Here is a 22,957-nt window from a genome sequence, read left to right as displayed (position 1 = left end):
GCCGCTGGTCAGAATGCCAATTTTCATGTTTGCTCACTCATGGCTTGGAGGAATACGTGCAGAGCGCCACGCTGAGCTCCCCATGATTGTAGACGGGCATGTGGGGTGCGACACAAATGATGACTTGTTAACACTGCTGTGCTGTCACTGAAACTTTCATGAAACGAGGGAGGTGCTCCACCTGCGGGTGGAGCACCTCCCTTTCCAGTCCGTGTTTGGCCGGCAATGGTTGGCTGGCAGCAGTTAGCGCAAGCGCTGGCTGACGAACGATTCGAGGACGATTTTGTTTCGCTGGTCCGGCAGGATGAGCCAGCCCAGGACGTAGACCGCGATCGCCGGCCCTGGCAGCAGGCAGAAGAGCAGGAAAGCAACCCTCACGTAAGCGACGTCCACGTTGAGCTTGGCGGCGATTCCTCCGCAGACACCGGCCAGCCAGCGCTTGGGTCCACGTTTCAGGCCAAAGCCCCTGACGATGCTGAAGAACTTGTCCATAGTTACAGCCTTCCCTGTTGTGGTTGCTTTGTCACCTGTTGTTGGTGGCTTTGCGCGAGCTTCTCCGTGCCGAAAGGAGCCCTCCGAGCACCAATGCGATGCCTGCGCCGATCATCAGGCCGATCAGGACGTACGTTCCGTTCAGGACCACCCAGCCAAGTGCTGTCAGGAAGATCAGGGCGGCGAGAACCACCACGATCAAGCCCCAGACAACGGTGCCGATCCTCGGTTCGCGGGCCTCGTCGCCGTCCTCGGGATGTTCTGGAGGGGTGAACTCCGGGTTGTTGGTGCTCATTTCATTTGCCTTCCTTGATGGTCACGTTGCTGAACGTGCCGTCCACCGCCACAACGAGTGCGGGGCCTGACTTGTCGGTGTTGTACGCGGTTCGGTCATTGTGGAGCTGGCCGCCACGATCACCGCCGTTTTCGCTGAGGTTGCCGAACGTCATGTCCGCTGTGACCTGGACCGGAACATTGGCGGGAATGATCACGGTGACCTCACTTGCCGTGGCGTTCACAGGAACGGCTACTTCGGAGGGTAATTGTGAGCCCGGAACCAGCCCGCTCAGGTCCACCACACCCTGGGCTCCAGTGATATCGACTCCCATGCGGGCCTCGTCCACGCTCGACGGCGTCCAATGGACATCATGGAAGGTGAACCGGTCCACTCCGCGCGGTGCCATGGTAAATGCGCTGCCCGCAACCAAGGCCACCACAGCAAGTAGGCCCAACAAACCGGAGCTCCGTCCGCGAAGCCCCGCCGCGACGATGCCCAGTCCCAACACCGCCGCCCCGGCAGCCCAGGCCACAGCGTTGACCGAAGCGCCCAGTTGCAGGAGGTGTCCGGCGTCGAGCGCCTTCAACGCACCGCCGACCACAAGGGCGGCGCCGGCCGATATGGCGACTATGCCCGAACCCGGGCCCCTCCGCTTCCCGCGTCCGGGCTTTGGCGGAGTACCCACCGGGGGAACACCCACTGGGGGAACGGCACCGTAGGCCGCGGCGCCGTCCGGGTCCGTGGGCTGACCGTAACCCGTCCCGGCCATCGGCGCAGCAGCGTTCCAAGCGTTGCCCTGCTGGGCTGCATTGCGTTGACCTTGGAACCTGTTGCCTTGAACGAACCTGTTGCGCTGAACAGACCTGTTGCGTTGAACAAGGAAGTAGATCAGGTATGCGATCGCGCCCATCCACAGAAGCGTCCAGAACAGACCGGCCAGGCCGTTCCCGCCCCATCCCCAAAAGCCGCGTCCCAGGCTGGGCAAACCTATGATCGATGTGACCAGGGCTCCTGTCATACCTGTTGTCCAGTGCCCGTTCCCGGCTTCCTGGACGTGGATTCGGCCATCGGGCTCGGGCAGGAGCGCCCAAGCCAAGCCATAGAGCAGAACCCCGACACCGGCGAAGAGCGCCAGGACGATGAAGATGCCCCGCACGATCATGGGATCGATGCCGAGTCGATGTGCAATTCCACTCGAGACGCCGCCCAGCCAGCGATCCGGTCCGCGTCGGATCCCTTGACCGCGAATCCAGTCGAAGAAGTTCTGCTGTGAGGCGGTTCCGGGCGCGTCCGGGGGCGCCCCATTCTCGGGTACTTCCGTGCTTCCGGGCGTCCCTGCGCCCTCTGGATTGGTGCTGTTCGCGTTCATAACTCCATCCTGCCGTTCGGCACGCGCGCGCCTCTATGAGGGGATACCCTGAACGATCCCTGAAAGGCCCCCGGTCAACCCCGAACAGCCAACCGGGGCACCCTGATCCGTGCTTGGATTGGTTCATGAGAACCGTTGTCCAACGCCCACCGATGGTCCGCAGCAGTGACCGGATCATCGCTGGCGTGTGCGGCGGTCTCGCCGACCATTTGGGCTGGCCCCTCAAATATGTTCGCCTCGGGATGGTCTTGGCGGTGTTCGCAGGCGGCGCCGGCATCGTCTTCTACGCCTGGCTGTGGGCTGTGGTTCCCACAGCGGATGAAAACGCGACACGCAGCGCCCGCCGGCCGGCGTCGCCCATTGCCCCGGCAGTCAGCCAGGCGCCCACCCTTGCGAACCTTGGGAACGGTATCCAGCCAGGCGGGCCAGGCCTCTTTCACGCAGGGTCCGACGACGGTCCCACCACGGGCGGCAGCAGCCGTGCGTCGTGGTTCACGTTGCGCCGGATCCAGTACGGCAAGGAAATCCTGCTTGGTTTCGCGCTGCTGATGGTTGCCGCCATCTTGATGGCACGCCAGTTCGGCGTGGACGTCCCCCTGGGAACGTTGATCCCGGTGGCGGCCATCCTTTGCGGTGCCGCCATCGCCTGGATGCAGTTGGATGAAACCCGCCGGGCAGGCCTGGTAGACAAAACCAAGGCGGATCAGGCCGGCGGCTGGGTTCGCCTCGCGGCAGGCTTGGCCTTGGTAGTGGCTGGCGTCCTGGTGATGGTGTCCGGGTCCGGATCATGGGAGCAGACCTGGCTGGCACTGCTCGCCTCGGTTGCCGTGCTTGGCGGCGTCGCTTTGGTTTTGCTGCCGTGGGGACTGAAGTTTTGGCGGGACTTGGAAGCCGAGCGCGCCGGCCGTGTTCGCGAGACTGAGCGTGCCGAGATCGCTGCGCACCTGCATGATTCCGTTCTGCAGACCTTGGCCCTGATCCAACGCCGCGCCGGTTCCGAGCAGGACGTAGTGCGGCTGGCAAGGGCGCAGGAACGCGAACTGCGGGCGTGGCTCTTCAGCGACGCGGCCAGGGAATCCGGCCTCCTGGCAGATCGGCTCAAGGCGGTCGCAGCGGAGGTGGAGGACTCCCACGGCCAAGCGGTCGACGTTGTCACTGTAGGCGATACCGGAATGACGGAAAGGCATGAGGCCTTGGTCCAGGCAGCCCGGGAAGCCATGCTCAACGCCGCCCGGCACGGTGGTGGCACGGTGTCGGTGTATGTGGAAAGTGCAGCGGGAAACACAGAGGTATTCATCAAGGACAGGGGTCCCGGCTTTGATCTTGCCGCGGTGCCTGATGATCGGCTTGGCATCAAGGAGTCGATCATCGGCCGCATGAAACGCCATGGCGGCTCTGCGGTCATCAACAGTAGCTCCGAGGGCACGGAAGTCAGGCTCTCCCTGCCTCCGCTGGGCACCGGTCCCGGAGAAATGCGCAATGACGACGGCGGAATGGAGAAGCGCGATGACGCACAACCCTGACAGTGGCGCGGACCGGCGCGTCCGTGTGGTGATCGTGGATGACCATGCGATCTTCCGATCCGGACTGAAGGCCGACTTGGATGCGCGCATGGACGTCGTGGGCGAGGCAGGGACGGTGGAACAGGCCCTCGCTGTGATCGCCGAAGCACGTCCGGAGGTGGTCCTTCTTGACGTTCACCTTCCCGGTGGCCTGGGTGGCGGAGGGCGGGAAGTCATTGCCGGTTCGGCCGCGCTTCTGGGCAGTACCAGCTTCCTAGCGCTGAGCGTCTCCGATGCCGCCGAGGACGTGGTGTCCGTGATTCGGGCCGGCGCCCGTGGCTATGTCACCAAGACCATATCCGGGCCCGAAATTTCCGACGCCGTGATCCGGGTTGCGGACGGGGACGCCGTGTTCTCGCCCCGCCTTGCGGGTTTCGTCCTGGATGCGTTCGGGACCGCGCCGGCAGACATCGCCGACGACGAGCTGGATAAGTTGTCAGCCCGGGAACTGGAAGTCATGCGCCTGATCGCCCGTGGATACAGCTATAAGGAAGTCGCGAAGGAACTTTTCATCTCCATCAAGACCGTGGAAACCCATGTGTCGGCGGTTCTCAGGAAACTCCAGCTATCGAACCGGCATGAGCTCACAAAGTGGGCAGCCGAGCGACGCCTGCTCTGACGTTAGTTGCCCAGACGCCCCAGACGCCGCTTCCTGACCCCTTCTCCCAATAAATCAGCCCCTGGGCAACCGTAAGAGGTTGCCCAGGGGCTGATCCAGGCCCCGGGAGGGTCAGAGGCCTATTTCGCCTTGCCCAGGAATTCCTGGATTCGGCGGACACCTTCGGCGAGGTCGTCGTCGCCCAAAGCGTAGGAGAGCCGTACATACCCGGAAGGACCAAATGCTTCGCCCGGAACCACGGCGACTTCGACCTCATCGAGGATGAGTGCGGCAAGTTCCGCCGACGTAGCCGGCCGGACAGGGCCGTTGGAGGTCTCGAATTCCTTGCCCAGGAGGCCGCGCACGTCCGCGTAGACGTAAAAGGCGCCTGTCGGCGTCGGGCATTCAACACCGTCGATCTTGTTAAGTCCGGCGACGATTGCTTTTCGACGGCGGTCGAAGGCAACCTTCATCTCGTCGACGGCGGTCAACGGGCCGGTGAGGGCCGCGGCGGCAGCAACTTGCATGATGTTCGAGACGTTGGAGGTGGCGTGCGATTGCAGGTTGGTGGCGGCCTTGATGACGTCGGCCGGGCCAATCATCCAGCCCACCCGCCAGCCGGTCATGGCATAGGTTTTGGCAACACCGTTGAGGATGACCACCTTGTCACCGAGTTCCGGTGCCGCCGTCGCGATCGAGGTGAACTCAACGTCGTCGTACGTCAAGTGCTCATAGATTTCGTCAGTGACAACCCACAGGCCCTTGGACGCCGCCCACTTGCCGATCTCCGCCGTCTGCTCCGGGCTGTAGACGGCGCCGGTGGGGTTGGATGGCGAGACGAAGAGCAGGATCTTGGTCCTGTCGGTGACTGCGGCCTCCAGCTGCTCAACAGTGACCAGGTATCCCTGCTCAGGGCCGGCGAAGACCTCCACCGGTACACCGCCAGCCAACCGGATAGCTTCAGGGTAAGTGGTCCAGAACGGCGTCGGGATGATGACTTCATCGCCCGGATCCACCAGCGTGGCGAAGGTGTTGTACACCGCCTGCTTGCCGCCATTGGTCACCAGGACCTGAGACGGGTCAACCTGGTAGCCCGAGTCCCGGAAGGTCTTTTCGGCGATGGCCTTCTTCAGCTCCGGGAGACCGGCGGCGGGGGAGTACCGGTGGTACTTGGGCTGGCCCGCCGCTTCAATGGCAGCCTGCACGATGTAATCCGGGGTGGGGAAGTCGGGTTCACCGGCCCCGAAACCGATCACGGGACGTCCCGCGGCCTTGAGTGCTTTGGCCTTGGCATCAACGGCAAGGGTGGCGGACTCGGCAATGGCGGAAATTCGCTGTGAAATGCGGGCGGTAGTTGTTCCGGCAGACATCTATGTACCGTTCTTCGCAGGCAGCTCGTGGGCTGGATGATGGGATTCGACGTAAACTACCTTATGCTGTTCTGCGGCGCTCTCGCGTGCCTGCCGGACAATGTGACCAATTCCCGTGCTCACACTTGCCCAGCGACGTGCGGGAACTCTGAAGTGCGTCGGTTCGACTATCGCGAATTTCTTGCGTAGACTGATTCACCGGTGTTGAAAAGCATCACAGGCTGAAGTGCGGCCTGAAACATGGATTCGATCCATAGGGTAGTGGCGCAATTGGTAGCGCAGCGGTCTCCAAAACCGCAGGTTGCAGGTTCGAGTCCTGTCTGCCCTGCGCAAGGTGTTCCGGCGGAAACGCCGGGACACGCGCAGCAACCATGGCTCTGATCAGAGTCGGGTCAACGACTTTGCAAGGTGAGTGAGGACCAGGTGACCGAAACAGCTGCCAGCAGCTCAAAGGGCCGTCCCGCCAAGAAGGCCGATCGCGGCCTCTTCGCCCGAATTGCACTTTTCGTACGCCAGGTCATCGGCGAGCTGAAGAAGGTCGTTGCACCCACCCGCAAGGAACTGATCAACTACACGCTCGTGGTGCTGGTGTTCGTCGTCATCATGATGGTTGTCGTCACAATATTGGATCTGGCCTTCGGTACCGGAGTCAACTGGGTCTTCGGTGGTTCCGGCATCAAGGACCACTAGGCGGACGTGTCCGCAAACTGTGCCTCATCTCCGCAGTTCGGAGTAAGGCAGGGTTTGCGGAATTGAGCCATTTAAATAGGCATGTTAGGCAATGAGGAAGCAGGAGACCAAGTGTCTGAGCAGGAGCTCGAGGTAACTGAGACTGAGCTGGGTGCGTCCACTGAGGACACAGCCGACGCCACGGCTAACGCCGCGGGAGAGTCCGAGGTTGATTCCGCTGCGCCCGAATCTGCCGACGTCGACGCGTCCGAAGAGGACTTCGAGGCGGACGTCGACGGCGAATCGGATAACGAGTCAGATCACGACGACACCGTCGGCGACGCCGGTGACGAGGACACTGCCGACAGTTCACTGGAAGCCGCTGCTGCTGCCGCGCCGGCTGACCCGGCCGATGAATTCAAAGCCAAGCTGCGCCGCCAGGAGGGTGACTGGTACGTCATCCACTCCTACGCAGGTTACGAAAACCGCGTGAAGGCCAACCTCGAGACCCGCATCCAGACCTTGGACATGGAAGATTACATCTTCGAAATCCAGGTCCCCATGGAAGAAGTCGTTGAGATCAAGAACGCTCAGCGCAAGGTCATCAATCGCGTCCGCATTCCCGGCTACGTCCTGGTCCGCATGGACCTGACCGATGCTTCCTGGGGCGCCGTGCGCCACACGCCCGGTGTCACCGGCTTCGTGGGTAACGCCCACAACCCCGTTCCGCTGCGTCTGGATGAGGTCTTCTCCATGCTCGCCCCGGTCTTTGAAGAAGAGCAGGCAGAGCAGGGCAAGCCGGTCAACAAGCAGAACCAGGCTCCTGTCGCCGTCGACTTCGAGGTCGGCGAGTCGGTCATCGTCAAGGAAGGTCCCTTCGAGACCCTGCCGGCAACGATCTCCGAGATCAAGCCGGAATCCCAGACCCTCGTGGTACTGGTCTCGATCTTCGAGCGCGAAACACCGGTGACGCTCGCATTCAACCAGGTCACCAAGATCTAGTTGACTCCATATTTCGCTCCTGTCCTGCCTGCTTAGCAGTTCGGGAGCGGCCGGCCGCCTCGCCATGGCGGCCACCAACCTGGGACGCGCTCCTGTGCCCCAGGAAGCTATTGAGAGAAGGACCCTACATTGGCTCCCAAGAAGAAGGTCACCGGCCTCATCAAGCTGCAGATCCAGGCAGGTGCCGCTAACCCGGCTCCGCCGATCGGTCCTGCGCTTGGCCAGCACGGTGTCAACATCATGGAATTCTGCAAGGCGTACAACGCTGCAACGGAATCCCAGCGCGGAAACGTTATCCCCGTTGAAATCACGGTTTACGAAGACCGTTCCTTCACGTTCATCACCAAGACCCCGCCGGCTGCAGAGCTCATCAAGAAGGCTGCAGGCGTTGCCAAGGGTTCGGCTACCCCGCACACCGTCAAGGTTGCCAAGCTGACCCAGGCCCAGGTCGAAGAGATCGCTTCCACCAAGATGGAAGACCTCAACGCCAACGACATCAAGGCCGCCGCCCTGATCATCGCCGGCACCGCCCGCTCCATGGGTATCACCGTAGAGGGCTAGTCAGCCTTTGAAAGCCATCCATGGCTTTCAACCCGCCGGGCAACCGGCACCAAAAATCGAAATGTCGTCAGGATCCACGCCGGATCCACGACTGTGGCAGGGCCCAGCGCGGTCCGCAGACCACAACTGCACAAGGAGAAACAGCAGCATGGCAAAGCGCAGCAAAGCATATGAGGCAGCCGTAGCCAAGATCGAGGCAGACAAGGTCTACGCCCCGGTCGAGGCCATTAACCTCGCGAAGGAAACCAACCCTTCCAAGTTCGACGCAACCGTTGAGGTCGCTTTCCGTTTGGGCGTTGACCCCCGTAAGGCCGACCAGATGGTTCGTGGCACCGTCAACCTGCCGCACGGCACCGGTAAGACCGCCCGCGTCCTCGTTTTCGCAACCGGCGACAAGGCTGAAGCAGCAATCGCTGCCGGCGCCGACTTCGTTGGTTCCGATGACCTGATCGAAAAGATCGCCGGCGGCTGGACCGACTTCGACGCCGCAGTGGCAACCCCTGACCTCATGGGCAAGGTTGGCCGCCTCGGTAAGGTCCTCGGCCCCCGTAACCTCATGCCGAACCCGAAGACCGGCACGGTTACCCCGGATGTCACCAAGGCTGTCAACGACATCAAGGGTGGCAAGATCGACTTCCGCGTCGACAAGCACTCGAACCTGCACTTCATCATCGGCAAGGTTTCCTTCGACGCCAACAAGTTGGCCGAGAACTACGCGGCTGCACTGGAAGAGGTGCTTCGTTTGAAGCCGTCCGCTTCCAAGGGCCGCTACATCCAGAAGGCCACCCTTGCCACCACGTTCGGCCCGGGCATCACCGTTGACCCGAACGTCACCAAGGTTCTCGTCGAGGCGTAAACTTCGGGAGCACTGGCTCTGATAAAAGGACCGTCCGGCATAGCCGGGCGGTCCTTTTTCTTGCATTGGCTGTCCCCAACGGACGCACAGCCGTAGGCTGTGGTGCGTGTCGACGTCGAACTCTTCTGTCAATGGCGGCGTATCCGTACAGCGGATCCCGGTGCCGGATAGTCCCGCGACGCCCGGAGCGTCCGGCTTCCACGCGTTCCACGAGTTGACGGTGTCCCACGAGATGGAACTCTGGGGAAACCTGGACCGCTGCCCCACGTGGGCGGAGGCTGTCCTGTTTTGGCAGGGCAACGACTATGAGGAGCGGCACGTATACCTGGCACACATCGGCGGCGTCCCCGTGGGAGCCGGCACGCTGACGCTCCCGATCTCGGAGAATACGACGACGGCGGGTGTGGATGTCCTCATCCGGCCAGGTTATTGGCGGCGCGGCTTAGGCTCGTTGATCCTCGGTGTGCTGGAGCAAGCCGCTTACGAACGGGGCCGGCTTTCTTTTGATGCGTATTTCGGAGGGCCGATCGCGGCGGTGGAGGCAGGCTCCGATATTTTGGCGGCGAAATCCGGCTCTGGCGGCGTCCCCCGGTCTTGGGCAGCCACGTGTTTTGCCCTCCACCACGGTTATTCCTTGGAGCAGGTGGAGACCAGCAGCGTCCTTTCCCTTCCCATCCCGGCCGAGCGCCGCCTGGACGTCGAGTGGGACGCGTTGCGGCACGCATCGGGTTACAGCACTGTGACGTGGCATGACTCGTGCCCGGAAGCGCTAATAGGTGCGTTCGCCCGACTCAAAAGCCTCATGAGCACGGAGGTACCTATCGCCGGCATGGGCTGGGAGGGCGAGCAATGGAATGCCGCCCGCGTCCGGCAGGAGGAAGCAACGTGGGACGCCAGCGGGCTCCGGTCCGTGGTGGCTGTTGCCCGGCATGATGCCACGGGCGAGTTGGCGGCGTACACGGCCATGACTCATCGTGACCAGACACCCGCCATGCTCTATCAAGAGGACACATTGGTGGCTCCGGAACACCGCGGGCACAGGCTGGGCATGCTCGTCAAGGTGGCGAATCTTCGTCAGGCCGCAGAGCGGTGGCCACACGCCACAGCCGTCTTGACATGGAACGCCACCGAAAACCAGCATATGCTGGCCATAAATATCGCCCTTGGATTCAAGCCTTCCGGGTTTGAAGGCGCATGGCAGAAACGGCTGGAATGACTGTAAACGACGTGCCGACCGTTCACATCGAGCAATTGTGGGTCCCGGATAACCTGGACAGCCCTGACGCCGTTGATTTCCTGGATGCGGTGGAAGTGGGCCGTCGGGTCCGAATGCAGACCTGGGGAAGCGATGACCTCGCCTACACACCACTTGAAAAGCTGCTTGAATTTTCCGATCCGTACGAGCGGCAGCTGATCCTGGTAGCGAAAATCGGCGGCGTCATTGTGGGCACGGTGGACATCGCTTTTCCCTTGGCGGACAACCAGGACCTTGCCGAGTTCACCTTGGACATCCTCCCTGAGGCCCAAGGGCGCGGCGTGGGGCGCCAACTCCTGGAAGCAGCAGAGGAACTGGCGCTGGCCGAGGGCAGGACCATGATCCTGGTGGACACGAACCACCCGGCAACCTCGCTGACAGAGGTGCCCGAGGATCAGCTGATACCCGGGAGCGGCGCCGGATTCATTCCGGTCAGCAGCAGGGAAGCGGACTTCGCCACGAGTGCTGGCTACACCTTGCAACACATCGAACAGTTCAGTTCCTGCGCGTTACCCCTTGATTCCAAGCTGGCGGCTGAACTTCAGCGGGAAGCGGAAGAAGCCAACTCGGGCCGGTACGCCCTCCACCACTGGACGGACCGGTGCCCTGAGAAATGGCTTGAAGCAGTAGCGGCGCTGGAGAACGCTGCCGGGGAGGTAGTGCACGACGGCGGAGAGGACGAGCCTGCAGCCGCGCTGGCAACCGGCATGGTCTTTGACGCAGCAGTGCTGCGTGAAACCGAAGACGCCGCGTTGGCGCAGGGCAGGCGCACGGTGGTCACCGCCGTCGAGCATCTTGCCACCGAGCGCATCGTGGGGCTGACCACCATCAGCGTGCTGGCGCACCGCCAGGACGTTGTCTTCCAGGACGATACCCTGGTCCTGCAAGAACACCGGGGCAATAAGCTCGGATTGCTGATCAAGGTATCCAACATGGAACGGCTTACGGAGCAGTTCCCGGACGCTCGCGTCATTTACACGTGGAATGCCCCCGAAAACCGGTACCTCCTGACGGTGAACAAGCAGTTGGGATTCACGACGGCGGGTGTCACCGGCTTGTGGCAAAAGGAGTTCCCGGCCCGAGGACCAAGGGTGTCCTCATCGGAGTAGTGCCGGGTCGATTTGGTTTGCCGGACAGTCTCCCGTAACCTTGAAGTACCAAAGACCGTCGGTTGATGGGAATCCACTCTTTCGAGCACAGCTCAACTCTGCAGCCACGCCCCTGAGATCCAAGTGAATTCCTTGACGAAGGACCCTGAACATAGGGCGGCCGGCGCAGGTGAACGAAGCGAGTCTCCACGCATTGAGCGTGTTGAGCCAAGCCCCGTGCATCTGCGCGGGGCGTTTTTAGTTTTTGCTCTCGTGAGCGGGGACCCGGAAGACCGGCTTTTATCCCCGGAAGGAGGGTTATGACAACGCCTAGCAAGGTCTCCGCAGTTGCAGAGATCACCACCGATTTCCAGGAATCGAACGCGGCTGTCCTGACCGAATACCGCGGGCTCACTGTTGCACAGCTCAAGGAACTGCGTGTTGCGCTCGGCCAGGACACCAAGTTCTCGGTCGTCAAGAACACCCTGAGCGCCATTGCAGCCAAGGAAGCTGGAGTTGAAGCATTCAACGAGCAGCTTTCCGGCCCTACTGCAATCGCCTTCATCAAGGGTGACGCTGTTGCTGCTGCCAAGAGCCTGACGGACTTTGCCAAGGCCAACAAGCAGCTGGTTATCAAGACCGGTCACTTCGAGGGCAAGGCACTGGACGCAGAAGGTGTTGCCGCGCTGGCAGCCCTTGAGTCCCGCGAGCTGCAGCTTGCACGTGTTGCCGGTGTCCTCAAGGCTCCCGCATCCGCTGCCGCACGCATCATCGACGCCCTGCGCCTCAAGCTTGAAGAAGAGGGCGGCGCACCTGCGGCTGCCGCTGAAGAAGCTCCGGCCGCCGAGGCTGCTGAAGAGCCCGCTGCTGAAGAGGTTGCGGCTCCGGCCGAAGCCGCTGAAGCTGCACCCGTAGAGAACTAAGTTCTCTCCCAATCAAACTCTGGCGCATGGACTGGCTTAGCCGGATCTGCGCCAACTAATGGAAGGACGCCACCATGGCGAAGCTCAGCAACGAAGAGCTCATTGAAGCTTTCAAGGAACTGACCATCATCGAGCTCTCCGAGTTCGTCAAGCTCTTCGAAGAGACCTTCGAAGTTACCGCTGCTGCTGTTGCAGTTGCTGGCCCCGCTGCCGGTGCTGCTGAAGCTGTTGAAGAGAAGACCGACTTCGACGTCATTCTCGAAGCTGCTGGCGAAAAGAAGATCGCAGTGATCAAGGAAGTTCGCGCTATTACCTCCCTCGGCCTCAAGGAAGCCAAGGACCTGGTTGACAGTGCACCGAAGGCTGTTCTCGAAGGCGCCACCAAGGAAGCCGCAGAGAAGGCAAAGGCTCAGCTCGAAGAAGCTGGCGCCACCGTTACCCTCAAGTAACACCTCTTACGCAGGAAGCCCCGCCCGGTTCGCCGAGCGGGGCTTCCTGCGTTAAACCCCTAGTTGGGTTCGCTGATGTCCGCCACGATCGCCCCAAGCGCTGAGGTGAGCGCGTCTGCGTCCACGAAGGCGCTACGGCCGTGGGCGCCTGCCCCCATGGATATCCGGCGCCCCGTGATGGTGGCATCCGCGTAGACAGGCCACCGGGTGGTGCTTCCCAACGGTGTGATGGTCCCGCGTTCATAGCCCATGGCAGCCAGGGCGACGTCGGCATGGGGGAGTGAGAGCTTGTTGACCCCCACAAGGGCCCTCAACTTTGGCCACGAGATCTGCCGATCACCCGGAATGAGCGCGAACAGAAAGCTACCGTCGCGGTGCTTCACCACCAACGATTTCACGATGTCGGCCGGGCTGATGCCCAGGATGCCCGCCGCCTCTTCCAAGCTGTTGGCAGCCGGACGCTCGACGACGTCGACGTCCAGCCCGCGCGCTGCGGCGTCAGCGAGGAACCTCTGTCCGCCGTCGTTCATGTCCTCCACGGTGTGGCCCATAAATACGGTGCCCCTTAGTCGCGGTAGAGGAGGAGAGCTTCGCCTTGGCCCCCGCCACCACATAGGGACACAGCAGCTTTGCCGGAACCCCTGCGTTTGAGTTCGTGCGCAGCGTGGAGGGCCAGTCGCGCGCCGGACGCACCAATGGGGTGGCCCAAGGCAATGGCCCCACCGTGGATGTTGCATTTCTCCAGCGGGTAGTTGAGGTCCTTCAACGACTGGACGGCAACGGAGCCGAAGGCCTCGTTGATTTCGATGAAATCCAAGTCTTCCGCGGTCCAACCGGCCTTCTTCAACGCTTGGGCAATGGCGTTGGAGGGTTGGGAGTGCAGGGAGTTGTCCGGGCCCGCAACCTGCCCCGGTTTGCCGACGACGGCCAAGTAGCCCAAACCGTTGTCCTCCGCGAAACGGCGACTCGTGAGCACCAGGGCGGAGGCGCCGTCGGACAGGGGAGAGGAGTTGCCCGCAGTGATGGTGCCGTCCGTCGCGAAGGCCGCCTTCAGCGGTGCCAGTGTTTCTACCGTTGTGTTCGGCCGGACTCCCTCGTCAGTTGCGAGGACCAGCGCGTCACCCTTGCGCTGCTTGACGCTGACGGGAGCAATTTCGACGTCGAAAGTTCCGTCCGCGATCGCAGCTGCGGCGCGCTGATGGGACGCAGCCGCCACGTGGTCCTGGGAAGCGCGGTCGATCCCCAGGGTGACGTTCTTGGATTCAGTGGACAGCCCCATCGACTGCCCGTCGAAGGCATCGGTAAGCCCGTCGTGGGCGGCGACGTCCAGGGCTTGGATGGAGCCGTAGGTCCAACCCTGCCGGGATCCGGGCAGGAGATGCGGAGCCCGGGTCATGGATTCCTGTCCGCCAGCCACCACCACAGTTGCATCGCCGCCGCGAATCATCCGTGCTGCGTCAATCACGGCCGTCAGGCCGGACAGGCAGACCTTGTTGATGGTGACAGCAGGGATGTTCCAACCCAAGCCAGCGGCGATCGCGCTCTGCCGGGCCGGGTTTTGACCGGCTCCGGCCTGCAGCACCTGCCCCATGATGACGGCGTCAACCTGTTCGGCCTTGACGCCGCTGGACTCGAGCGCCGCGGCGATGGCATGGGCGCCGAGATCGACGGCGGTGAAGGACGCGAGTTGCCCGTTGAGCCGACCCTGTGGGGTGCGGGAAGCGGCAAGGATGACAACATCGTTGTCGTCAGCGGAGGTGGTCATGATCTCTCTTCCGGTTGCAATGTGTAGCAAGGTTATCGCGGGGTGTGCGCTACCAGTTCAGCACCCTTCAACTACAACGGGAGTACTGTGCCTTGGATTCCCGACTGCCCGGTTCATAGGTACCCGGATTCTCAAGATTGGAACCATGCCGGACAGCAGGATTGGTGCTTGCATTCCCAGGCGATCTGGGGTAGACAGGAAGGCTGCTTTGCCGTATTGTAGATATTTGCGTCTTCCCTGTTAACCTTCAGCCTTCATATAGCGGTGGGCTTTACCTCTCAGCTGCGCCATTGACGTGCCGTTCCTAACGTGCACTTTAGTGGGCAGCCTGGGTCCGGGTCATATAGCGGAACCGGAATAAGTGTCCTGCGGAGCATTCTGCCGGATGCAAACGGGGGAGATCTGAAAACGCCTGAAGGTCTGTGGAAGGATCCCTCTTGGTCGCCTCGAGCACCTCTAATAACGAAACCGCTAACACGGCAAGCACCGATGGTGCCACCCGCCGCCTCTCATTTGCAAAGATTCACGAACCTTTGGATGTTCCGAATCTTCTCGCCCTGCAGACTGACAGCTTTGACTGGCTTGTCGGAAACGAACGCTGGCAGGCGCGGGTAGCAAAGGCTGTCGAGGAGGGCGACCTCAGCGTCGCCACCACCTCCGGACTTGCCGATATCTTCGAAGAGATCTCCCCCATCGAGGACTTCCAGGGCACTATGTCCTTGAGCTTCTCCGAGCCGGAGTTCGCTGACCCGAAGTACACCATGGCCGAATGCAAAGACCGTGATGCCACGTACTCGGCACCCTTGTACGTCAAGGCCGAGTTCATGAACAACAACACGGGCGAAATCAAGCAGCAGACCGTGTTCATGGGCGACTTCCCGCTGATGACCGAAAAGGGAACGTTCGTTGTCAACGGCACCGAGCGCGTCGTCGTCTCCCAGCTGGTCCGCTCGCCGGGCGCGTACTTTGAGCGCACCGCGGACAAGACCAGTGACAAGGACATCTTCACTGCGAAGATCATCCCGTCCCGTGGCGCATGGTTCGAACTCGAAATCGACAAGCGCGACCAAGTCGGCGTTCGCCTCGACCGCAAGCGCAAGCAGTCGGTGACGGTCCTGCTGAAGGCCCTCGGCTGGACCGAAGGCCAGATCCTGGAAGAGTTCGGCCAGTACGACTCCATGCGCGCAACGCTGGAGAAGGACGCCACCGAGACGCGTGAAGACGCCCTCTTGGACATCTACCGCAAGCTGCGTCCGGGCGAGCCGCCCACAGTCGAGGCTGCCCAGTCCCTGCTGGACAACCTGTACTTCAACGCCAAGCGCTACGATCTGGCCAAGGTCGGCCGCTACAAGATCAACCGCAAGCTTGGTATCGATCGCTCCCTTGGTGACAAGGAAGCTTCGGTCCTGCATGTTGAAGACATCGTTGCCATGATCAAGTTCCTCGTTGCGCTTCACGCCGGCGAGAAGACCCTCATGGGCAAGCGGGACGGCCAGGACCACGAGCTCCGCGTCGAGATCGATGACATCGACCACTTCGGCAACCGTCGCATCCGCGCCGTTGGCGAGCTGATCGAGAACCAGGTCCGCACCGGTCTTTCCCGCATGGAGCGCGTCGTCCGCGAACGCATGACCACGCAGGACGTCGAGGCCATCACGCCGCAGACGCTGATCAACATCCGTCCCGTCGTGGCAGCCATCAAGGAGTTCTTCGGAACTTCACAGCTGTCGCAGTTCATGGACCAGAACAACCCGCTGTCGGGTTTGACCCACAAGCGCCGTCTGTCGGCACTTGGCCCGGGCGGTCTGTCCCGTGACCGTGCCGGCATGGAAGTTCGAGACGTTCACCCGTCCCACTACGGACGTATGTGCCCCATCGAAACCCCTGAAGGCCCGAACATCGGCCTGATTGGTTCGTTGGCTTCCTACGGTCGCATCAACCCGTTCGGTTTCATTGAGACGCCGTACCGTTTGGTGTCCGAAGGCGTTGTTTCGGATGAGGTCCAGTACCTGACCGCCGACGACGAAGCTGAAGTTTTGATCGCACAGGCCAACGCTCCCTTGGATGCTGACAAGAAGTTCTCGGAAGAGACCGTCCTTGTCCGTGCCCGCGGTGGTGGAGGCGAGCCCGTCCTGGTTCCCGCAGGCGAGGTCCAGTTCATGGACGTTTCCCCGCGCCAGATGGTGTCCGTGGCAACGGCGCTTATTCCGTTCCTTGAGCATGACGATGCAAACCGCGCACTCATGGGTGCCAACATGCAGCGCCAGGCCGTGCCGCTGGTCCGTTCCGAGGCTCCTTTCGTGGGCACCGGCATGGAGCGCGCAGCCGCCGTCGACGCCGGTGACGTTGTCATCGCGAAGAAGGCCGGTGTGGTCACCGAGGTTTCCGCCGAGCTCGTTGTCATGATCAATGACGACGGCACGGAGACCAACTACCGCATCAACAAGTTCGCCCGCTCCAACCAGGGCAACTGCTACAACCACCGCGTCCTGGTCAACGAAGGCCAGCGCCTGGAAGTTGGCGGCATCATCGCTGACGGTCCCGCAACGGACCAGGGTGAGCTTGCCCTCGGTAAGAACCTGCTCGTGGCATTCATGTCATGGGAAGGCCACAACTTCGAGGACGCCATCATCCTGTCCCAGCGCATTGTTGCTGAGGACGTCCTTTCCTCCATCCACATCGAGGAGCACGAAATTGATGCCCGCGACACCAAGCTTGGTGCCGAGGAAATCACCCGTGACATCCCCAACGTGTCCGAGGAAGTCCTGGCGGGCTTGGACGAACGCGGCATCATCCACATCGGTGCAGAGGTTGAAGCAGGCGACATCCTGGTGGGTAAGGTCACCCCCAAGGGTGAAACCGAACTCACCCCGGAAGAGCGTCTCCTCCGTGCAATCTTCGGTGAGAAGTCCCGCGAAGTGCGCGACACCTCGTTGAAGGTTCCCCACGGTGAGTCCGGCACGGTCATCGGCGTTCGCGTCTTCGACCGCGACAACGACGACGAACTGCCCCCGGGCGTGAACCAGCTGGTCCGCGTCTACGTTGCAGCCAAGCGTAAGATCACCGACGGCGACAAGCTCGCCGGCCGCCACGGCAACAAGGGTGTTATTTCCAAGATCCTTCCGATCGAGGACATGCCCTTCCTTGCAGACGGTACCCCGGTGGACATCGTCCTGAACCCGCTTGGTGTTCCGGGTCGAATGAACGTTGGCCAGGTTTTGGAAACCCACCTCGGTTGGGTTGCCAAGACCGGTTGGAAGATCGAAGGCGAGCCGGAGTGGGTCAAGAACCTGCCCAACCTGCCCCGTGAAACCGGCCAGACCACCGTTGCCACCCCGGTGTTCGATGGCGCCCGTGAAGAAGAAATCACCGGCCTGCTCGACTCCACCAATGTCACTCGCGACGGCGACCGCCTGATCGATTCCTCCGGCAAGACCCGTCTGTTCGACGGCCGCTCCGGCGAGCCGTTCCCGGACCCGATCTCCGTCGGTTACATGTACATCCTGAAGCTCCACCACTTGGTGGACGACAAGATCCACGCGCGCTCCACCGGCCCGTACTCCATGATCACGCAGCAGCCGCTGGGTGGTAAGGCTCAGTTCGGTGGCCAGCGCTTCGGTGAAATGGAAGTGTGGGCGCTCGAAGCTTACGGTGCCGCTTACACGCTTCAGGAACTCCTCACGATCAAGTCTGATGACATCCATGGTCGTGTGAAGGTCTACGAAGCCATCGTCAAGGGCGAGAACATCCCTGAGCCTGGCGTTCCCGAGTCCTTCAAGGTCTTGATCAAGGAAATGCAGTCGTTGTGCCTGAACGTGGAAGTTCTTTCCACCGACGGAACCACGATCGAAATGCGTGACTCTGATGACGCAGTCTTCACGGCTGCGGAAGAACTGGGCATCGATCTGTCTCGTGCAGAGCCCAGTTCCGTAGAAGAGGTTTAGCAGCTATTCCGTCGGGCAGTCATTCAGTACTGCCCGACGGAACAGCTCCCTCTTCCCGTAACCAAGACTTCAGAATTTAGAGAACAAGAGAGAACAGGGACCATATGTCCAGCGAATCCTCCTTCGGCCTCATGCAGATCGGCCTTGCCACCGCGGAAGACATCCGCGGCTGGTCTTACGGCGAGGTCAAGAAGCCGGAAACCATCAACTACCGCACGCTCAAGCCCGAGAAGGACGGCCTCTTCTGCGAGAAGATCTTCGGTCCGTCGCGGGACTGGGAATGCTACTGCGGTAAGTACAAGCGCGTCCGCTTCAAGGGCATCATCTGCGAGCGTTGCGGCGTTGAAGTTACCCGCGCCAAGGTACGCCGTGAGCGGATGGGCCACATCGAACTGGCTGCGCCCGTAACCCACATCTGGTACTTCAAGGGCGTTCCGTCGCGCTTGGGCTACCTGTTGGACCTGGCACCGAAGGACCTTGAGAAGGTCATTTACTTCGCTGCCTACATGATCACCAGCGTTGACACCGAAGCACGTCACGCCGAACTGCCGAACCTCCAGGTCGAGCACGACCTCGAGAAGAAGCAGATGGTTGACAACCGCGACAGCGACATCGCCACGATCGCCCGTGACCTTGAAGACGAGCTTGCCCGTCTTGAAGGCGAAGGTGCCAAGGCTGCCGACAAGAAGAAGGCCCGCGACTCGGCCGACCGCCAGATGGCGAACGTCCGCAAGCGTGCCGACGCCGACATCGAGCGCCTTGAGCAGGTCTGGGACCGTTTCAAGAACCTCAAGGTCGCTGACCTCGAGGGCGACGAAGGTCTCTACCGCGAACTGCGCGACCGTTACGGTCTGTACTTCGAGGGCTCCATGGGTGCCGAGGCCATCAAGAAGCGTCTTGAGACCTTCGACATGCAGGCTGAGGCTGAGTCACTGCGCGACACCATCCAGAACGGCAAGGGCCAGCGCAAGACCCGCGCCCTGAAGCGCCTGAAGGTTGTCAACGCATTCCTGACCACCAACAACAGCCCGCTCGGCATGGTACTCGACGCCGTCCCGGTGATCCCGCCGGAACTGCGCCCCATGGTCCAGTTGGATGGTGGCCGCTTCGCGACCTCCGACCTCAACGACCTCTACCGTCGCGTGATCAACCGCAACAACCGTCTCAAGCGTTTGCTTGACCTGGGTGCTCCGGAGATCATCGTCAACAACGAGAAGCGCATGCTTCAGGAAGCTGTTGACAGCCTCTTTGACAACGGTCGTCGTGGCCGTCCGGTTACGGGTCCGGGCAACCGTCCGCTGAAGTCCCTGAGCGACATGCTCAAGGGCAAGCAGGGACGTTTCCGCCAGAACCTCCTCGGCAAGCGTGTTGACTACTCCGGCCGTTCGGTCATCGTCGTCGGCCCGCAGTTGAAGCTGCACCAGTGCGGTCTGCCGAAGCAGATGGCCTTGGAGCTCTTCAAGCCGTTCGTGATGAAGCGCCTGGTTGACCTCAACCACGCCCAGAACATCAAGTCGGCCAAGCGCATGGTGGAGCGTTACCGTCCGCAGGTTTGGGACGTGCTCGAAGAGATCATCACCGAACACCCGGTGCTGCTCAACCGTGCACCTACCCTGCACCGCCTCGGCATCCAGGCCTTCGAACCCCAGCTTGTGGAAGGCAAGGCAATCCAGCTTCACCCGCTGGTTTGTGGCGCCTTCAACGCTGACTTCGACGGCGACCAGATGGCAGTCCACCTGCCGCTGAGCCCGGAAGCCCAGGCAGAAGCCCGCATCCTGATGCTGTCCTCGAACAACATCCTGAAGCCGTCCGATGGCCGCCCGGTGACCCTTCCTTCGCAGGACATGATCATCGGCCTGTACCACCTGACCACCAAGCGCGTCGGTTCCGCCGGCGAGGGCCGCATCTTCTCCTCGGTTTCGGAAGCGATCATGGCGTACGACGCCCGTGACCTGCACCTGAACTCCCAGGTCAAGATCCGTCTCGACGACTTCGTGCCGTACGCGGGCTGGGAAGCTCCGGAAGGCTGGGAGCCCGGTCAGCCGGCGCTTGTCCAGACCTCCTTGGGCCAGGTCATCTTCAACCAGACGCTGCCCGAGGACTACCCCTGGGTTGAGGCTGTTGCCGACAAGGGCGAACTGTCCCGGATCGTCAACGACCTCGCGGAGCGCTACCCGAAGGTGGTTACGGCTGCAACGCTGGACAACCTGAAGGATGCCGGTTTCTACTGGGCAACCCGCTCGGGAGTCACCGTTGCTATCTCGGACATCGAGGTTCCCAAGGACAAGCCTGCCATCCTGGCCGGGTACGAGAACATGGCTGCCAAGATCCAGGGCCAGTACGACAAGGGCCTGATCGACGACGACGAGCGTCGCCAGGAACTGATCGAAATCTGGAACAAGGCAACCAACGAGATCGCCCAGGCAATGCGCGACAGCCTGTCTCCGATGAACACCATCAACCGCATGGTGTCCTCCGGTGCACGTGGTAACTGGATGCAGGTCCGCCAGATTGCGGGTATCCGTGGTCTTGTGGCCAACCCGAAGGGTGAGATCATCCCGCGCCCCATCAAGTCCTCTTACCGTGAGGGCCTGTCGGTGCTGGAATACTTCATCGCTACGCACGGTGCCCGTAAGGGTCTTGCCGATACCGCTCTGCGTACCGCCAACTCGGGTTACCTGACCCGTCGTTTGGTGGACGTTTCACAGGACGTCATCGTCCGTGAAGAGGACTGCGGTACCGAGCGCGGCTTGGTTACCCCGATCGCCGTGCCGGACTCCAACGGTGAGCTCGTCCTGGACGAGAACGTCGAGAACAGCGCCTACGCACGTACGCTGGCTGTCGACGTCGTCGATGCCCAGGGCAATGTCCTGGCAGCAGGCGGAACCGACTGCGGCGACGTCGTCATCGACCAGCTGCTGGCCGCGGGCATCACTGAGGTCAAGGTCCGTTCGGTGCTCACTTGTGAATCCAAGGTCGGTACGTGTGCCCTGTGCTACGGCCGTTCATTGGCAACGGGTAAGACCGTGGACATCGGTGAGGCCGTGGGCATCATCGCCGCACAGTCCATCGGTGAGCCCGGTACCCAGCTGACCATGCGTACGTTCCACACTGGTGGTGCTGTCTCTGCCGGTGGTGGCGATGACATCACCCAGGGTCTGCCCCGTATCCAGGAGCTCTTCGAAGCCCGTACTCCCAAGGGTGTTGCCCCGATTGCTGAAGCAGCCGGTCGTATCACCATCGAAGAGTCCGAGCGTCAGATGCGCTTGGTCATCACTCCGGACGATGGCTCCGAAGAGATTGCCTACCCGGTGCTGCGCCGTTCACGTCTCCTCATCGAGGATGGCGATCACGTCAGCGTCGGCCAGAAGCTGATCAACGGTCCTGTGGACCCGAAGCAGGTTCTGCGCATCATGGGTCCGCGTGCTGCACAGAAGTTCCTCGTGGACGAAGTGCAGGGCGTTTACCGCAGCCAGGGTATTGGTATCCACGACAAGCACGTCGAGGTTATCGTCCGCCAGATGCTGCGTCGGGTAACCGTCATCGAATCCGGCGACTCCGACCTGCTCCCCGGCGAGCTGGCAGAGCGCTCACGCTTCGAAGACGAGAACCGTCGCGTAGTGTCCGAGGGCAAGGCACCGGCTTCCGGTCGCCCGGAGCTCATGGGTATCACCAAGGCTTCCTTGGCTACCGAGTCCTGGCTGTCGGCGGCTTCCTTCCAGGAGACCACCCGCGTCCTGACGCAGGCGGCCATGGAAGGCAAGAGCGATCCCTTGCTCGGCCTCAAGGAAAACGTCATCATCGGTAAGCTCATCCCGGCCGGAACGGGCTTGCCCCGTTACACCGAGGTCACTGTGGAGCCGACGGAAGAAGCAAAGGCCAGCCTGTTCACGGGCCCCAGCGCTTTCACCGACTTCTCCTATGACGCCCTCGGGGGAGACGGTGCTCCTGAGTTCCACGCCATCCCGTTGGATGACTACGATCTCGGCAACGACTTCCGCTGAAATTAGTCGGCAGTAGTTAGCGATTGAAGGTCAGGCCCCGCACTTTCAGAGTGCGGGGCCTGACCCATTAAGTGCGGGCCTGGCCCGTCAGGGGAGGCGCGTGCCGCCGTCGAACTCCTATACACCCGATTAAGGCGCCGGAGCAAGCCGTGCTAGACTTTTGTTAATTGTTCTGTGTGGCAGTGGATGAAGGCCGCCGCAGCATCATTTTGGTTTTGTTCTCATGGTGCTGGGTGGAGTCTGTTTCCGGGTTGCGGGCAACATGCGCAACGAATGCCGCACTTTTGCACGCCTACCGGAGTTTCGGCCGGCCGCATGAGCAACGCCAAAGTTCCCACGTTCACACCGGCTGGCGCCTGTGTGTGGGGGCAGAGATCAAACAACGGAGAACACGAAAGTGCCTACGATTAACCAGCTGGTCCGCAAGGGCCGCACGCCGAAGGTCTCCAAGACCAAGGCTCCCGCGCTGAAGGGCAGCCCGATGCGCCGCGGTGTTTGCACCCGCGTTTACACCACCACCCCCAAGAAGCCGAACTCGGCTCTGCGTAAGGTGGCACGTGTGCGCCTCAACGGTGGCGTGGAAGTTACCGCTTACATCCCCGGCGTTGGCCACAACCTCCAGGAGCACTCCATCGTGCTCGTCCGTGGTGGTCGTGTGAAGGACCTTCCGGGTGTCCGCTACAAGATCGTCCGCGGCGCGCTCGACACCCAGGGTGTCAAGAACCGCAAGCAGGCCCGTAGCCGTTACGGCGCAAAGATGGAGAAGAAGTAAT

The 22,957-nt window shown here is 61.7% G+C and carries 19 protein-coding genes and 1 tRNA gene; 14 read left to right on the top strand and 6 right to left on the bottom strand.

Features of this window, described 5'->3' with window-relative positions; translation table 11 throughout:
- Positions 1 to 243: 243 nt before the first annotated feature.
- From QRN42_RS10010 to QRN42_RS10000, 3 genes are read right to left on the bottom strand one after another with little or no spacing between them, the layout of a single operon-like run.
- Positions 244 to 492: a PspC domain-containing protein gene (locus tag QRN42_RS10010; protein WP_284979039.1), complete on the bottom strand. Its 249-nt coding sequence runs from the start codon at positions 490 to 492 to the stop codon at positions 244 to 246.
- Between the two features lie 31 nt (positions 493 to 523).
- Positions 524 to 787, bottom strand: a complete 264-nt coding sequence (locus QRN42_RS10005; RefSeq protein ID WP_284976348.1) for a hypothetical protein — start codon at positions 785 to 787, stop codon at positions 524 to 526.
- Between the two features lies 1 nt (position 788).
- On the bottom strand, positions 789 to 2,138 hold the full coding sequence (locus QRN42_RS10000; protein ID WP_284979038.1) for a PspC domain-containing protein: 1,350 nt from the start codon (positions 2,136 to 2,138) through the stop codon (positions 789 to 791).
- 125 nt (positions 2,139 to 2,263) lie between these two features.
- Between QRN42_RS10000 and QRN42_RS09995 the strand changes: the two genes are divergently transcribed.
- Both QRN42_RS09995 and QRN42_RS09990 read left to right on the top strand, forming a co-directional pair.
- Positions 2,264 to 3,661 (top strand): ATP-binding protein, encoded by a 1,398-nt coding sequence (locus QRN42_RS09995; RefSeq protein ID WP_284979037.1) that lies wholly within the window; start codon positions 2,264 to 2,266, stop codon positions 3,659 to 3,661.
- Positions 3,645 to 4,319 carry a LuxR C-terminal-related transcriptional regulator gene (locus tag QRN42_RS09990; RefSeq protein WP_284979036.1) on the top strand — a complete coding sequence of 225 codons (675 nt, stop codon included), beginning with the start codon at positions 3,645 to 3,647 and terminating at the stop codon, positions 4,317 to 4,319. The genes QRN42_RS09995 and QRN42_RS09990 overlap by 17 nt, the downstream gene beginning before the upstream one ends.
- A 119-nt stretch (positions 4,320 to 4,438) precedes the next feature.
- On the opposite strand, the gene QRN42_RS09985 is transcribed toward QRN42_RS09990, so the two are convergent.
- Entirely contained in the window at positions 4,439 to 5,668 is a 1,230-nt protein-coding gene (locus QRN42_RS09985; RefSeq protein WP_284979035.1) for a pyridoxal phosphate-dependent aminotransferase, read from the bottom strand.
- A gap of 255 nt (positions 5,669 to 5,923) precedes the next feature.
- Between QRN42_RS09985 and QRN42_RS09980 the strand changes: the two genes are divergently transcribed.
- The 9 genes from QRN42_RS09980 to rplL all read left to right on the top strand — a co-directional run bounded on the left by QRN42_RS09980 (position 5,924) and on the right by rplL (position 12,471).
- Positions 5,924 to 5,996, top strand: a tRNA-Trp gene (locus QRN42_RS09980).
- Between the two features lie 80 nt (positions 5,997 to 6,076).
- Positions 6,077 to 6,358, top strand: a complete 282-nt coding sequence (secE, locus tag QRN42_RS09975; protein ID WP_284976353.1) for a preprotein translocase subunit SecE — start codon at positions 6,077 to 6,079, stop codon at positions 6,356 to 6,358.
- 111 nt (positions 6,359 to 6,469) lie between these two features.
- Entirely contained in the window at positions 6,470 to 7,339 is an 870-nt protein-coding gene (gene nusG, locus QRN42_RS09970) for a transcription termination/antitermination protein NusG (protein ID WP_284979034.1), read from the top strand.
- 129 nt (positions 7,340 to 7,468) lie between these two features.
- On the top strand, positions 7,469 to 7,900 hold the full coding sequence (gene rplK / locus QRN42_RS09965) for a 50S ribosomal protein L11 (RefSeq protein WP_011775609.1): 432 nt from the start codon (positions 7,469 to 7,471) through the stop codon (positions 7,898 to 7,900).
- A 148-nt stretch (positions 7,901 to 8,048) separates the two neighbouring features.
- Entirely contained in the window at positions 8,049 to 8,756 is a 708-nt protein-coding gene (gene rplA / locus QRN42_RS09960; protein ID WP_284979033.1) for a 50S ribosomal protein L1, read from the top strand.
- Between the two features lie 106 nt (positions 8,757 to 8,862).
- On the top strand, positions 8,863 to 9,972 hold the full coding sequence (locus tag QRN42_RS09955; RefSeq protein ID WP_284979032.1) for a GNAT family N-acetyltransferase: 1,110 nt from the start codon (positions 8,863 to 8,865) through the stop codon (positions 9,970 to 9,972).
- Positions 9,951 to 11,120: a GNAT family N-acetyltransferase gene (locus tag QRN42_RS09950; protein ID WP_502869487.1), complete on the top strand. Its 1,170-nt coding sequence runs from the start codon at positions 9,951 to 9,953 to the stop codon at positions 11,118 to 11,120. The genes QRN42_RS09955 and QRN42_RS09950 overlap by 22 nt, the downstream gene beginning before the upstream one ends.
- Positions 11,121 to 11,419: 299 nt before the next feature.
- Positions 11,420 to 12,022 (top strand): 50S ribosomal protein L10, encoded by a 603-nt coding sequence (rplJ, locus tag QRN42_RS09945; RefSeq protein WP_284979030.1) that lies wholly within the window; start codon positions 11,420 to 11,422, stop codon positions 12,020 to 12,022.
- A 74-nt stretch (positions 12,023 to 12,096) separates the two neighbouring features.
- Positions 12,097 to 12,471 (top strand): 50S ribosomal protein L7/L12, encoded by a 375-nt coding sequence (rplL, locus tag QRN42_RS09940; RefSeq protein ID WP_284976359.1) that lies wholly within the window; start codon positions 12,097 to 12,099, stop codon positions 12,469 to 12,471.
- 59 nt (positions 12,472 to 12,530) lie between these two features.
- Here the strand turns inward: rplL and QRN42_RS09935 are convergent, their stop codons facing one another.
- Entirely contained in the window at positions 12,531 to 13,022 is a 492-nt protein-coding gene (locus tag QRN42_RS09935) for an aminoacyl-tRNA deacylase (RefSeq protein WP_284979029.1), read from the bottom strand.
- 14 nt (positions 13,023 to 13,036) lie between these two features.
- Positions 13,037 to 14,236 carry an acetyl-CoA C-acetyltransferase gene (locus QRN42_RS09930; protein WP_284979028.1) on the bottom strand — a complete coding sequence of 400 codons (1,200 nt, stop codon included), beginning with the start codon at positions 14,234 to 14,236 and terminating at the stop codon, positions 13,037 to 13,039.
- A 437-nt stretch (positions 14,237 to 14,673) separates the two neighbouring features.
- Between QRN42_RS09930 and rpoB the strand changes: the two genes are divergently transcribed.
- The 3 genes from rpoB to rpsL all read left to right on the top strand — a co-directional run bounded on the left by rpoB (position 14,674) and on the right by rpsL (position 22,956).
- Positions 14,674 to 18,180, top strand: a complete 3,507-nt coding sequence (gene rpoB / locus QRN42_RS09925) for a DNA-directed RNA polymerase subunit beta (RefSeq protein ID WP_284976361.1) — start codon at positions 14,674 to 14,676, stop codon at positions 18,178 to 18,180.
- Positions 18,181 to 18,284: 104 nt separating this feature from the next.
- The gene (locus QRN42_RS09920; protein ID WP_284979027.1) at positions 18,285 to 22,184 is read left to right on the top strand and encodes a DNA-directed RNA polymerase subunit beta'; all 3,900 of its coding nucleotides are present in this window, start codon (positions 18,285 to 18,287) and stop codon (positions 22,182 to 22,184) included.
- 397 nt (positions 22,185 to 22,581) lie between these two features.
- On the top strand, positions 22,582 to 22,956 hold the full coding sequence (gene rpsL, locus QRN42_RS09915) for a 30S ribosomal protein S12 (protein ID WP_009358312.1): 375 nt from the start codon (positions 22,582 to 22,584) through the stop codon (positions 22,954 to 22,956).
- Position 22,957: the final 1 nt, after the last annotated feature.

Origin of the sequence: Arthrobacter sp. fls2-241-R2A-200 (genome assembly GCF_030209745.1) — a bacterium.
GTDB lineage: Bacteria > Actinomycetota > Actinomycetes > Actinomycetales > Micrococcaceae > Arthrobacter.
Note: the sequence above shows the minus strand (reverse complement) of the source record. Positions and strands in the feature narration are given on the sequence as shown.